8 protein-coding genes are annotated in these 13,085 nt (G+C 71.7%); 3 read left to right on the top strand and 5 right to left on the bottom strand.

From position 1 onward, the window contains the following. Positions 1-349 precede the first annotated feature (349 nt). The 4 genes from ald to F7R91_RS00095 all read right to left on the bottom strand — a co-directional run bounded on the left by ald (position 350) and on the right by F7R91_RS00095 (position 6,268). Positions 350-1,465 (bottom strand): alanine dehydrogenase, encoded by a 1,116-nt coding sequence (ald, locus tag F7R91_RS00110; protein WP_150943899.1) that lies wholly within the window; start codon positions 1,463-1,465, stop codon positions 350-352. A 144-nt stretch (positions 1,466-1,609) separates the two neighbouring features. Then, entirely contained in the window at positions 1,610-3,688 is a 2,079-nt protein-coding gene (locus F7R91_RS00105) for a tetratricopeptide repeat protein (RefSeq protein ID WP_150943105.1), read from the bottom strand. Between the two features lie 182 nt (positions 3,689-3,870). Further along, on the bottom strand, positions 3,871-4,497 hold the full coding sequence (locus F7R91_RS00100; RefSeq protein WP_150943103.1) for an NUDIX domain-containing protein: 627 nt from the start codon (positions 4,495-4,497) through the stop codon (positions 3,871-3,873). 106 nt (positions 4,498-4,603) lie between these two features. Further along, entirely contained in the window at positions 4,604-6,268 is a 1,665-nt protein-coding gene (locus F7R91_RS00095; RefSeq protein WP_150943102.1) for a CTP synthase, read from the bottom strand. Positions 6,269-6,772: 504 nt separating this feature from the next. Between F7R91_RS00095 and F7R91_RS00090 the strand changes: the two genes are divergently transcribed. From F7R91_RS00090 to F7R91_RS00080, 3 genes are all read left to right on the top strand, one after another. Beyond that, a complete protein-coding gene (locus F7R91_RS00090) occupies positions 6,773-8,575 on the top strand; it encodes a glycoside hydrolase family 15 protein (protein WP_150943897.1) in 1,803 nt (600 codons plus the stop codon). 69 nt (positions 8,576-8,644) lie between these two features. After that, positions 8,645-10,027, top strand: coding sequence for an FAD-binding oxidoreductase (locus F7R91_RS00085; protein WP_150943100.1), 1,383 nt, complete (start codon positions 8,645-8,647; stop codon positions 10,025-10,027). A 110-nt stretch (positions 10,028-10,137) separates the two neighbouring features. Beyond that, the gene (locus F7R91_RS00080) at positions 10,138-11,865 is read left to right on the top strand and encodes a PucR family transcriptional regulator (RefSeq protein WP_150943098.1); all 1,728 of its coding nucleotides are present in this window, start codon (positions 10,138-10,140) and stop codon (positions 11,863-11,865) included. Between the two features lie 34 nt (positions 11,866-11,899). On the opposite strand, the gene F7R91_RS00075 is transcribed toward F7R91_RS00080, so the two are convergent. Then, positions 11,900-13,036 carry a glycosyltransferase family 4 protein gene (locus F7R91_RS00075; protein WP_150943096.1) on the bottom strand — a complete coding sequence of 379 codons (1,137 nt, stop codon included), beginning with the start codon at positions 13,034-13,036 and terminating at the stop codon, positions 11,900-11,902. Positions 13,037-13,085 lie beyond the last annotated feature (49 nt).

Genomic DNA, 13,085 nt, shown 5'->3' with positions numbered 1-13,085 from the left:
ACCTCCTTGGTGACCAGGAAACTTCTAGACAGGTCAGCGTGGCACCATGCCGACGGTTGGCGACTCTATGGCGTGTCGGGCGTCCGCAGCAACACAATCCGCCGGACCCGGCAGGATGTGTCGGCAATGAAACATCCCTCTGTCAAGGGCGTACGGCCGTCGCACGGCAGGTTTCACCGGTGTGCGAATCGGTCCAAGGGTTACGTTCGAGGCGAGTTGGCCGAGAGCCGCAAAGTGACCATACACACATCCGGCCGGACCTTGTCGGGCAAGGTCCGGCCTGGTGCGCGGTGTTGACGACCTGTGTTGACGTATCGCCTTTTACCCAAGGAGGACTGAGCGCCTCGGCTCAACCGAGCAGGGACTCCAGCTCGACGTGCTCCAGGCCGTGCGCCTCTGCGACCTCCCGGTAAACGACCTTGCCGTCATGCGTGTTGAGGCCCTTGGCCAGCGCCGGGTCACGGCGCAGCGCCTCGACCCAGCCGCGATTGGCGACCTCGACGATGAACGGGAGCGTGGCGTTGGTCAGCGCATAGGTGGAGGTGTTCGGCACCGCGCCCGGCATGTTGGCGACGCAGTAGAAGACCGAGTCGTGGACCTGGAAGGTCGGCTCCGCGTGCGTGGTCGGGCGGGAGTCCTCGAAGCAGCCGCCCTGGTCGATCGCGATGTCGACAAGGACACTTCCCGGCTTCATGCGCGCCACGAGCTCGTTGGTGACCAGCTTCGGGGCCTTGGCGCCCGGGATGAGGACGGCGCCGATGACGAGGTCGGCCTCCAGGACGGCCTTCTCGAGCTCGAAGGCGTTGGACATGATCGCCCGGACCTTGGTGCCGAAGACCTTGTCCGCCTCGCGGAGCTTGTTGATGTCGCGGTCGAGCAGGGTCACGTGGAAGCCCATGCCGACGGCGATCTGCGTGGCGTTCCAGCCGGAGACACCGCCGCCGATGACGACGGCCTTCGCCGGCTGGGTGCCCGGGACACCACCGGGGAGCACCCCACGGCCGCCGGCCGAGCGCATCAGGTGGTAGGCGCCGACCTGCGGGGCGAGGCGGCCCGCGACCTCGGACATGGGGGCGAGCAGCGGCAGGGCACGGCTGGGGAGCTCGACGGTCTCGTAGGCGATCGCCGTGGTGCCGGACTCCAGGAGCGCGTCCGTGCACTCCTTGGAGGCGGCCAGGTGCAGGTAGGTGAAGAGCGTCTGGTCCTTGCGGAGGCGGTGGTACTCCTCGGCGATGGGCTCCTTGACCTTGAGCAGCAGGTCGGCGGTGGCCCACACCTCGTCGGCGGTCTCCAGGATCTGCGCGCCGGCGCCGATGTACTCGTCGTCCGTGATCGAGGATCCGAGACCGGCATTGCGCTCGATGACGACCTGGTGGCCATTGCGCACCAGCTCGTGCACACCGGCGGGGGTGATGGCCACCCGGAACTCGTTGTTCTTGACCTCGCGGGGGATACCGACCTTCACGTCGATCACGGTCCTTGGCTCAGAGGGTGTGGGGCAATACAACACATACCCAGGCATGCGGGAGCACACCAGGAGACACCGCAGGAGAAGGTGCGGCAGAGCCAGTCTAATGAAGGCGTTCTCGCTGTCTAGCCTTTCAATGCATCAATCTTCTGCGGATGCACTACGGATTTCGTAGGCATCAGTGCCGTGCTCCGCCTCCGCACCCCCGGGTTCCGGCCCCGGCCCGGCCTTCGGCAGCTCCTCTCCCAGCATCCGCTCCGCGGCGCCCCGGTGCAGCCGGGCCGCCGCGGGGTCGCCCAGGTGCTCCAGGGTGTCGGCGAGCCGCAGCTGCAGTGCGGCCTGCAGCCGGGCGTCCCCTGCCCGGCGCGCCCACTCCACCGCCTCCCCGCAGGTGCGCAGCGATTCCTCGGGCCGTCCCGCGTACTCCTGCACCCGGGCCAGCTCGCTCAACGCACGTGCGTGGGCCCCCACATCGCCGTCCTTCCGGTACCCGGCGGCCGCGGCGCGCCAGCTCCGCAGCGCCTCGCCGTAACGGCCCGCGTAGGTGTGCGCGGCGGCGATCCTGCCGTACAGCCGGGCGGCCTCCGCGCGCTCGTCCCGGGCCAGCCGCTGGGCGAGGGCCCGGCCGTACCAGTCGGCGGCCCGGTCGTAGTCGCCGAGCTCCAGATGGGTGCCCGCCACGGATTCCATCGCGCGGGCGGTCGCATACGGGTCCTGTGCTTCGCGTGCGGCGTCCAGGGCGGCCCGATAGCGCGCCAGTGCCACCTTGGTGCGGCCGGTCCGGGCATCCAGGTCGCCGAGGTTCAGCAGGGCCGCGGCCTTCTCGCGGGGCAGTCTGCGGCGCTCGGCCACGTCCAGGACGAGCTGGTGGATGCCGTACAGATCGGGGGCGGCCGCCTGGGTGCCGAAGTGGGCGGCCATCGCCCGTACGAGCTGGGACATCAGGCGTCTGGCCAGGGTGTCCAGCTCCCCGTCGGCGACGGCCAGACGCGCGGAGGCCAGCAGGGCCGGCCGGCGCAGGGTGAGCCACTCGGCGGCGGCCGCGGGGGTCGGGAAGCGCAGCGCGCGGGGCAGTCCCTGGAGCCTCTGGCGTGCCTCGGGGTTGTCCGTCTCGGTGATCGCCCGGCACGACTGCAGCAGCCGCACCGTCCGCTCCAGCATGCGGGCGCGGGCCAGCTGCACCTCCGCCGGGCGCTCCTGGGTCTCGGTGAGGGCCCGCAGAAGGGGCTGGAGGCAGCCCGGGACCTCGTACTGCGGCAGCGGAGCGTCCACGGCCCGCAGCAGGCCGAGGGCAACGAACTGGTCCAGTGTCGTGCGGGCGGCGTCGACCGAGCAGCCGGCGAGCGCGGAGGCGGTGTGCGGGTCGGCCAGGCCGGACGGGGCCAGTGAGAGCAGCCGCAGCATCCGGGCGGCCCGGTCGGACAGGGAGGCGTGGGCGAGCCGGAAGACCCGGCTCAGCGGTGTCCCGTCGTCGCCCTCGGCATGCAGCTGTTTGGCGAGGTCGGCGACGGCGGCCTTGGGGCGGGCGCCGAGCCAGCCGCCCGCCAGGGTCAGCGCGGCGGGCTGGGCCTGGCACGCCTCGACCAGGCCCTCGGCGGCGCGGGGGTCGACGGTGATACGGACCGAGCCGGTGTGCCGGGCCAGCAGTTCCAGGGCGGACTTGGTGTCGAGGCCGCCGAGGGTGCACGGGCGGACGTCCGCGATCCCGGTGAGGGGACCTTCGGAGACGGCGACGACCAGGCACTGCGGGGTGTCCGGGAGCAGGGCGTCGACCTGCTCGGCGTCGGCCGCGTCGTCGAGCAGCAGCAGGACCCGGCGGTCGGCGAGGGCCTCACGGAACGCCGCCGTGAGGTCGTCCTCGGCGGCTCCCGCAGGGGTGGGCAGCTCCAGGGCGGTGAGCAGCTCGCGAGCGGTGCGCTCGGTGGGCACGGGGGTGCCGTCGGGTTCGCGGAGCCGGGCACGCAGCACCCCGTCCGGGTAACGGCCGGCGACCTGCCGTACGAGTTCCTCGGCGAGCGCCGTACGGCCCGAGCCGGGCCTGCCCGCGATGAGCAGCACGCGCGCGCGGGGGGCTTTCCGGCCGGAGAGGGTGTCGAGGCCGGCGCGCTCGATGTCGGCGCCGAGTTCCTTCAACTCCCTTGTACGGCCCAGGAACCGGGTCTGAACGGCAGCGTGTCCCGTGAGCCGCCCACCGTCTGGGTCCACCGCCTGATCCGTCACGGGCCACACTCCCGTCCCACCGCACGCGCAAGCCCGCCGGGACTCCGGCCGAGGCACGTTCCAGAGCCTAGTTCACGCTCTGCTACGTTCCGGGCGGAGCGCGGCGGACACGTCCCTCGATCGGATCAGCCGATGGTCACACCGATGGGCGGAGGGTCACTTCGGTTGGTGGAGACGGTTGTTCAGGACTCGAAGGGGCGCGCCGGCCAGGAAGCCTCCGCCGGGCGCAGCGCGTCGAGTCCGTCGCCCTGCTGTGCGGCCACCAGCGAAAGCACTCCCACCACCAGGCAGTTGTTGTGCAGCTCGCCGGCGAGCACCCCGCGTACGAGCTCGTCGACCGGCACACGCGACAGTTCCATGTCGGTCTCCTCGTGCTCGGCCTCGAAGCGCTCGCCCTCGGCCTCGGACAGGCCCCGGGCGAGGAAGATCCGTACGGCCTCGTCGCAGCCGCCGGCGGTGGTGTAGACGTCGGTCAGCACACGCCAGTCCTCCGCCTTGACGTGCGCCTCCTCGTACAGCTCGCGCTGAGCGGCGTGCAGCGGGTTCTCGCCGGGGACGTCGAGCAGACCGGCCGGGATCTCCCACAGCTTGTGGCGCACGGGGTGCCGGTACTGGCGGATGACCAGGGCGCGGCCGGCGTCGTCGAGGGCGAGGACGGCCACGGAGCCCGGGTGGACCTGGTAGTCGCGGCGGACCACGGACCCGTCGGGCATGACCACGTCGTCGGTGCGGACGGAGGTCTTGTTGCCCACGAAGGGGGTCTGGGTCGCCCGGACCTCCCACTCCTCGGGGGTGTCCTTGATCGTCATGCCTGTCCTTCCAGACCTACGGCAGCCACACGGCCGCACAGGAAAAAAGCAGCCGGGGTGATCACCTTTTGAAGGGATCCGCCCCGGCCACCGTACAACTGGTGTGTTACTTCGAATTCTTCCGCTCGACCGAGGCCTTCACGAGCCCGGCGAACAACGGGTGCGGACGCGTCGGACGCGACCGCAGCTCGGGGTGCGCCTGGGTCGCGACCAGGTACGGGTGGACGTCGCGCGGGTACTCGACGTACTCGACGAGCTTGCCGTCCGGCGAGGTGCCCGAGAAGAGGATGCCGGCCTTCTTCTCCAGCTCCGCGCGGTAGGCGTTGTTCACCTCGTAGCGGTGGCGGTGCCGCTCCTCGACGTACTCCTTGCCGTCGTACACCTCGCGCACGATCGAGCCCTCGGCCAGCTTGGCCGGGTACATGCCCAGGCGCATCGTTCCGCCCATGTCGCCCTCGCCGGCGACGATGTCCAGCTGCTCGGCCATCGTGGAGATGACCGGGTGGGAGGTCGCCGAGTCGAACTCGGTGGAGTTGGCGTCGGTGATGTCGGCCAGGTTGCGTGCGGCCTCGATGACGATGCACTGCAGGCCCAGGCACAGGCCGAGCAGCGGGATCCTGTTCTCGCGGGCGTAGCGGATGGCGCCGACCTTGCCGAGGACACCGCGGTCGCCGAAGCCGCCCGGGATGCAGATGCCGTCGACGTCGCCGAGCTGCTGGGCCGCGCCCGCCGGGGTCTTGCAGTCGTCGGAGGTGACCCACTTGATCTTCACGCGGGCCTTGTTGGCGAAGCCGCCCGCGCGCAGGGCCTCGATGACCGAGAGGTAGGCGTCGGGCAGGTCGATGTACTTGCCGACCAGGGCGAGGGTGATCTCGTGGTCGGGGTTGTGGACGCGGTCGAGCAGGTCGTCCCAGGTCGTCCAGTCCACGTCGCGGAACGGCAGGTCCAGCTTGCGGACGACATAGGCGTCCAGGCCCTCGCCGTGCACGGTCTTCGGGATGTCGTAGATCGAGCGCGCGTCGGGGCAGGCGACCACGGCGGCCTCGTCGACGTCGCACATCAGCGAGATCTTGCGCTTGATCGCGGTGGGCACCTCGCGGTCGCAGCGCAGCACGATGGCGTCCGGCTGGATACCGATGTTCCTCAGGGCCGCAACCGAGTGCTGGGTCGGCTTCGTCTTCAGCTCTCCCGAGGGGCCGATGTACGGCAGGAGCGAGATGTGGACGACGAAGACGTTGTCACGGCCGACCTCGTGACGGACCTGGCGGACGGTCTCCAGGAACGGCAGCGACTCGATGTCGCCGACGGTTCCGCCGACCTCCGTGATCACGACATCCACCTCGTCCGTCGCCATACGGCGGATGCGGTGCTTGATCTCGTTGGTGATGTGCGGGATGACCTGGACCGTGTCGCCGAGGTACTCACCGCGCCGCTCCTTGGCGATCACGGTCGAGTAGACCTGACCGGTGGTGACGTTCGCGGAGCCGTCCAGGTCGCGGTCGAGGAAACGCTCGTAGTGGCCGATGTCCAGGTCGGTCTCGGCGCCGTCGTTGGTGACGAACACCTCACCGTGCTGGAACGGGTTCATCGTGCCCGGGTCGACGTTGAGGTACGGGTCGAGCTTCTGCATCACGACGCGCAGGCCCCGCGCCTTGAGCAGCATGCCGAGACTGGAGGCCGTGAGGCCCTTGCCGAGCGAGGAGGCGACACCCCCGGTGACGAAGATGTGCTTGGTCGTCGTGGTGCTGTTTCGGAAAGCAGCGGGCGGCATGGCCAAGAGGGGGCTCCCGTGGTCGCGGTATGGGGTGCGGTGCGGCTGCCGACCCGGAAATTCCGGAGGTGCCGTCGCTGCGGTTCGGGGGTTTCTTGCCCACCGGTCCACGGGCTACCAGGGTATCAGCGCCTGGACGGGATGGCTTCCGGCCACGCTCCGCGCACAGGTCGCCACGGACCCGTGAGGGGTCGGGGGTATCTCGCCCACTGCTCACCCGTTCGGCTGAGCCGGGTTGCCCGGAGCGGCACGCAGATCATCTACGTGCGTCGTATCCTGCTCGGACACTCGCTGCCGAGCCCGGCCGGCAACACGGCACCACCCCCGCCCGTACCACCGGAACAACGAGAGCTCGTCAGATCGTTGAGCAGAGATTGTCGTTTTGCCACATGGCACGAGCGGCTGCTTTGCTTCACCGCTCAACGACGCATTACAACGACCCCCTGACCGCACTAGCGAAAGCCCCCTGCTGGGGGTGACGTGGCCGTTCGACTGGAGTTGCACGTGGCCGGGCGCATCGAAGACTACGCACTCATCGGAGACATGCAGACCGCTGCCCTGGTCTGCCGGGACGGCACGGTGGACTGGCTGTGCCTGCCCCGCTTCGACTCGCATGCCATCTTCGCCGGTCTGCTGGGCACCGAGGAGCACGGCTTCTGGCGGCTCGGGCCGGCACACGCGTCCGACGCCGAGCCGCCCACCGCGGCCCGGCGCAGCTACCGCGGCGACTCGCTGATCCTGGAATCCGAGTGGGACACGCCGCGCGGCACGGTCCGGGTGATCGACTTCATGCCCCCGCGTGACGGCGCCCCGCAGCTCATCCGGATCGTGGAGGGCGTCTCGGGCCGTGTCCCGATGCGTTCGGCCCTGCGGATGCGTTTCTCGTACGGCCGGGTCGTCCCGTGGGTGCACCGCCACGAGGGGCGCACGGTGGCCGTCGCGGGCCCCGACTCCGTCTGGTTCGACACGTCCGCCGAGACCTACGGCAAGTCGCTGACGACGTACTCGGACTTCACGGTCGCGCCCGGGGACCGGATCGCCTTCACCATCTCGTGGGAGCCCTCGCACCGGCAGCCGCCGCCGCTGCCGGAGCCGGAGCAGTCGCTGGAGGCGACGGAGGACTTCTGGCGCGAGTGGGTGGAGCACTGCACGTACCACGGTCCCTACCGCGAGGCGGTGGTCCGCTCGCTGATCACGCTGAAGGCCCTGACGTACGCCCCGACCGGCGGCATCGTCGCCGCCCCCACGACCTCGCTGCCCGAGGAGATCGGCGGCGTGCGCAACTGGGACTACCGCTACACCTGGCTGCGTGACGCGGCCATCACCCTCTCCTCGCTGCTGCGCACCGGCTACCGCGAGGAGGCCCGCGCCTGGCGCGAGTGGCTGCTGCGCGCGGTCGCCGGCGACCCCGAGAACCTGCAGATCATGTACGGCATCGCGGGCGAGCGCGAGCTCGGCGAGGCGGAGCTGGACTGGCTGCCCGGCTACGAGAACTCCGCTCCCGTCCGGGTCGGCAACGGCGCCGCGCACCAGCTCCAGCTGGATGTGTACGGCGAGGTCACCGAGGCCCTGCACCTGGCCCATATGACGGGCCTGGCCCGCAACGACTACGCGGCCCTGCTCCAGCTCAAGCTCATCCGCTACCTCGAGGACCACTGGGACGAGCCGGACGAGGGCATCTGGGAGGTGCGCGGCCCGCGCCGCCACTTCGTGCACTCGAAGGTGATGGCCTGGGTGGCCGTGGACCGCACGATCAAGCTGATCGAGTCCGGCGACGCGGACGGCCCGCTGGACCGGTGGCGCGAACTGCGCGACGACATCCACCGGGACGTGTGCGAGAAGGGCTACGACAAGGAGCGCAACACGTTCACACAGTCGTACGGCTCCAAAGAGCTGGACGCCTCGCTGCTCCTCATCCCGCAGATGGGCTTCCTGCCCCCGGACGACAAGCGCGTGATCGGCACCATCGAGGCGATCCAGCGGGAGCTGTCCACGCCGGACGGGTTCATCCTGCGCTACCCGACCTCGGGCGCGGAGGAGGGCGTCGACGGCCTGCCCGGGGACGAGGGTGCCTTCCTCGCCTGCTCGTTCTGGATGGCGGACGACCTCGCGATGATCGGCCGCGTGGACGAGGCCCGCAAGCTGTTCGAGAAGCTGCTGTCGCTGCGCAACGACCTCGGTCTGCTGGCGGAGGAGTGGGACCCCCGTCTGCAGCGTCAGGTCGGCAACTTCCCGCAGGCGTTCAGCCACGTTCCGCTCATCGACACGGCACTGCGGCTGACGGCGTCCGGGGCGTACGGCGGCTGAACAGGACCGCCCGGCCCGGCCCGCCTAGGCTGGGAACGCCAACTGCCCCTGTACGGAAGGGGGCGCCTCATGGCTTCCCCGTCGAAGGCGGGCGCGGCCCTCGCCGCGCTGCGCGAGGATCTGGTCGGCGATCTGTTCGCCCCCGGGGATCCGGGCTACGACGACGCCCGGACCGTCTTCAACGCGATGATCGACCGGCGTCCCGCGGTGATCGCGCAGTGCGTGGACGAGGCCGATGTCGTGCGTGCCGTGCGCTTCGCCCGTGAGCTCGACCTGCAGATCGCGGTGCGCGGCGGCGGGCACAGCGTGGCGGGCATGGCGCTGAACGACGGCGGCTTGGTGGTCGACCTGCGTCATATGCGCGGCGTCACCGTCCATCCCGCGGCCGAGGCGGTACGGGTCGCGGGCGGCGCCATCATGAGCGACCTGGACCGCGCCACCCAGCCGCACGGGCTCGCCACGACCGGCGGACGGGTCTCCACCACCGGCGTCGGCGGCTTCGTCCTCGGCGGTGGCGGCGGCTGGCTGGACCGCTGGTGCGGACTCGCCGTGGACAATCTGCTCGGTGTCGAGCTGGTCACGGCGGACGGCGAGCGGACCCGCGCGAGCGCCGACGAGAACCCCGACCTGTTCTGGGCCCTGCACGGCGGGGGAGGCAACTTCGGCATCGCGACCGCGCTCACCCTGAAGCTGTACGAGCTGCCTGAGTTCTCCATCGCGCTGGTGATGTACGCCCCGGAGTTCGGCCCCGAGGCCGTGCGCACCTACCGCGACGTGATCAACGCCGGCCCGGACGAGGCGAGCGGCGCGATCATCTATGTCACCGGCCCGCCCGAGGAGTTCGTACCGCCGCACCTGGTCGGCACGCTGGTGTGCTGTGCGCTGCTGACGTACGTCGGCACCGAGGCCGACATGCGCAAGCTCGCGGAGCCGCTGCTGGCGCTGCCGCACGAGGCGGAGATCGTCGGGGCGATGCCGTACGCGGAGGTCCAGTGCATGCTCGACGATCCGCCCGGGATGCGGAACTACTGGTCGGCGGAGTACCTGACCGGGGCGCCCGACGACTTCGTGGACGCCTTCTGCGCCCGCGCTCGGTCGATGCCCGTGCCGACCGGCACCCAGCACGTGTTGCTCCCGCAGGGCGGCGCGATCGCAGCTGGCCCCCACGCGTATCCGGTGCCCTACCGGGACGCGCCGTGGGCCGTGCACCCGTTCGGCGTCTGGGAGGACCCGGCCGATGACGAGCGGGGCATCCGGTGGGTCCGGGACGTCCGCGCCGACGTGCGGCCGTGGAGCACCGGCGCGGTCTACCTCAACTTCATCGGCGACGAGGGGCCGGAACGCGTGGTGGCCGGCCTGGGCGCGGAGAACACCCGACGCCTCGCCGAACTGAAACGGCGCTACGACCCCGACAACGTGTTCCGCTTCAACCACAACATCCGCCCGGCCTGAGGGCCGGGCCCCGCGGCGAACGCCCGACCCGGTGAGACGCATCGCCCGATGATCGTCAAGGTGCGGCCCGGGGATGTCCCGGAAGCACCGGCACGGGTAGCGTCCGACTCATGGACAGCGGTACGGGCGGCGGTACGGACAACAGTACGGGCAGCGGTACGGGCAGCGGTGCGGGTGGCAGATTCGACAGCCAGGGCGCGGGGATCACCGTCCAGCGGGCGCTGGAGCTGCCCGGGCTGCGCAGCGGGCTGCCCGAGATCCTCGCGGGCGCCGACCGGCTGCAGCGCACCGTGCGCTGGGTGCACGCGGGCGAGGTCCCCAACATCGCCTCCCTGCTGAAGGGCGGCGAGCTGCTGCTGACCACGGGCTACGGCCTCGGCACCCGTCCGGCCGACCAGCGCGCGTTCGTGCGCACCCTGGCAGAGCGGGGCATCGCGGCCCTCGTCGTGGAGCTCGGCCCGCGCTTCGCGCGGCTGCCCGCCGCCCTCGTCGACACGGCGCGGACGGCAGGGCTGCCCCTGGTCCAACTGCACCGCGAGGTGCCGTTCGTGACGGTCACGGAGGAGATCCACACCGAGATCGTCAACCACCACTACGCACTTCTGCAGCGGGCCGAGGAGGTGCACCGCCGATGCACCGAGGCCCTGCTCGGCGGCGGCGGAGTCCCGCAGGTGCTCGGCATCCTGGCCGGCTTCAGCGACAACCCGGTCTTCCTGGAGACGACGGACGGCCGGCTCCTGTACGCCGCGGGCGCCGGACCCGAGGGCGCGGACCCGCTGCAGGTGTGGGAGGGGCTGCGCGGCCAGCACAGGGACGCCCCGCCACCGGCCGGTTCGGTCCTCGTGGACGTGCCGGGCGGCGGGCCCGGCCCGGGTGCGGTGCGGGCCCGGCTCGTGCTGCTGCCCGTACGGGCTCCCCTGGCGCCCGTGCACCGGATCTCCGCGGAGCGGGCCGCGGGGCTGCTGGCCGTGGTGCTGATGCAGGCCCGGCAGGAGGAGGAGCTGGCGGCCCGGGGGCGCGGTGACTTCCTCACGGACCTGGCCGAGGGCCGTATCGCGGCGGAGGACGCGCCCGCGCAGGCACGTGTCCTGGGCTTCAAGCCGGGCGACAGTCCTCTGCTGCCGGTGGTGATGCGGCTGGGCGGCTCCCTGTCCCCGGGCGGGGGCACCGCCCCGTCCGGCGGAGCCGAGAGCGGGGGCGGCTGGGCAGTCCTGGCGCGCGCGGTCGCGGAGGAGCTGGCCGCGCTGGGCGTTCCCGTGCTGTTCGGTGTACGGCCTGTCGAGGGCCGTGTCCCGCTGCTGCTGGGCCTGCGTGCGGAGTCGGAGCGGCCGACGGTGGCCGACCGGGTCGCGGCGGCGCTGCGGGCCGGTGTGGAGCGGGCCGGGATGCTGCGGCCGGGGGCCCTGCCGCCCGTCGTGGTCGTCGGGGTGGCCGGCGGCTGGGCGGCGGCCTCGGCGGGGCTGCGGCACGCGGCGGAGACGGCGACCGCGGCGCAGGGCCTGTCGGACCGGCCGTGGTACGACGCCCGCCGTCTGGACATCGACCTGCTGCTGTGGCGGCTGCGCGACCATCCCGACCTCGCGGCCTTCGTGGACCGTGCGATCGGGCCACTGCGGGACCACGACAACCGCTCCAAGCCGCCCCTTCTGCCCACATTGCAGACGTACTTGGCGCATGCGGGCCGCAAGGCGGAGACGGCACGCGAACTGCACCTCAACCGGCAGACGCTCTACAACCGCCTGGCGCGGATCGGGGAGTTGCTGGGCACCGACCTCGACGACCCGCAGACGGTCCTGGCGTTGAGCCTGGCGCTGCGGGCGCGCCGGCACGTGCCGTAGGCCAGGGGCGCGGCCCAGTGTCCGGCTGACCGTCTCAGGCCAGTGGCCTGGGCTGTGTCAACTCGTCATAGACGCTGAGGACTTGGGCGACGGTCTCGTCCTCGGTGGGCCAAGTGGCCGCTTGCCGGGCGCCCTTCTCCCTCAGCAGCTCGCGCCGCTCGGGATTGCCGAGGAGCCGGACCACCGCGTCGGCGAGGGCCTTCGCGTCTGCGCTCGGGACCAGTTCGGCGCCGTCGCCGACAAGTTCGGGGACACCGCCGACAGCCGTCGCCACGAGCGGCACACGCGCGTGCAGGGCCTCCTGGGCGAGCACGGACCGTGATTCCCACAGGCTCGGCAGGAGCGCGAGGTCGGCGGCGGCGAGCAGTTCGCTGACGTCGTCGCGCCGCCCGATGAGCCGGACCGGCAGCCCCTCGCTCTCGATCCGCCGCTGGAGCGCGCCCCGCAACGGCCCCTCCCCTGCGATCACGACCAGGGGAACCGGGTCGAGACGGCACCACGCGCGCGTGGCGTCCAGCAGCGTGTCATAGCCACGGTGCCGGTCGAGGGAGCCGACCGCCATCAGCAACGGGCGCCCGGTTGCACCGAGTTCGGCCCGCACCTTGGGCTTTCGCCGGTCGGGGTCGTCCTGCTCCGCGCAGGTGCGGGGCGCGGGGATCGCGACGGCGGCGAGCCGCGCGTCCCGCGCTCCCGTCCTGCGCGCCCGGTCCACCAGGTCCGAGGTGGTCCCGAGCACCACGGAGGCGGCCTTCACCACCCGGCGCTCCAGGAGGCGCAGCAGATGGGCCCGCGCGCCCTCGGCGTACGCCCGGTCGTGCCAGGTGACGACGAAGGGGGTGCGGCGCCCGCCGAGCGCGAGCACGGCGCGGAAGGAGGCGTGCAGCCCGTGGGCGTGGACCAGGTCGGCGTCCGCGCACGCCGCCCGCAGCGCGGCCACGGCGGCCGGGTCGCTGCTGCGCGGCACATGCACATGGTCGGCGCCGGCCCCGGTGAAGTCGTAGGAGTGATCCGCCTCGACGGGGGCGCACACCGTCACCCGCACGCCCCGTGCCACGAGCCCCGCGGTCAGCGAGCGCACATGCGCGCTGCTCCGGGCGTTTCCGCCGCCCAGCACCTGCACGGTGCGCAGCTGTGACTGGCCGTGCGGTGCGTGGCTGCTCACGGGGGTCACGTGGCCGGGGCTCCTGGTTCGGCGTCGGGCGGTCACGAGGAAACGTACA

It is taken from the genome of Streptomyces luteolifulvus, assembly GCF_008806595.1.
GTDB classification, from domain to species: domain Bacteria; phylum Actinomycetota; class Actinomycetes; order Streptomycetales; family Streptomycetaceae; genus Streptomyces; species Streptomyces luteolifulvus.
The sequence above is the reverse complement of the archived record's forward strand: the minus strand, read 5'-3'. Positions and strand labels throughout refer to the sequence as shown.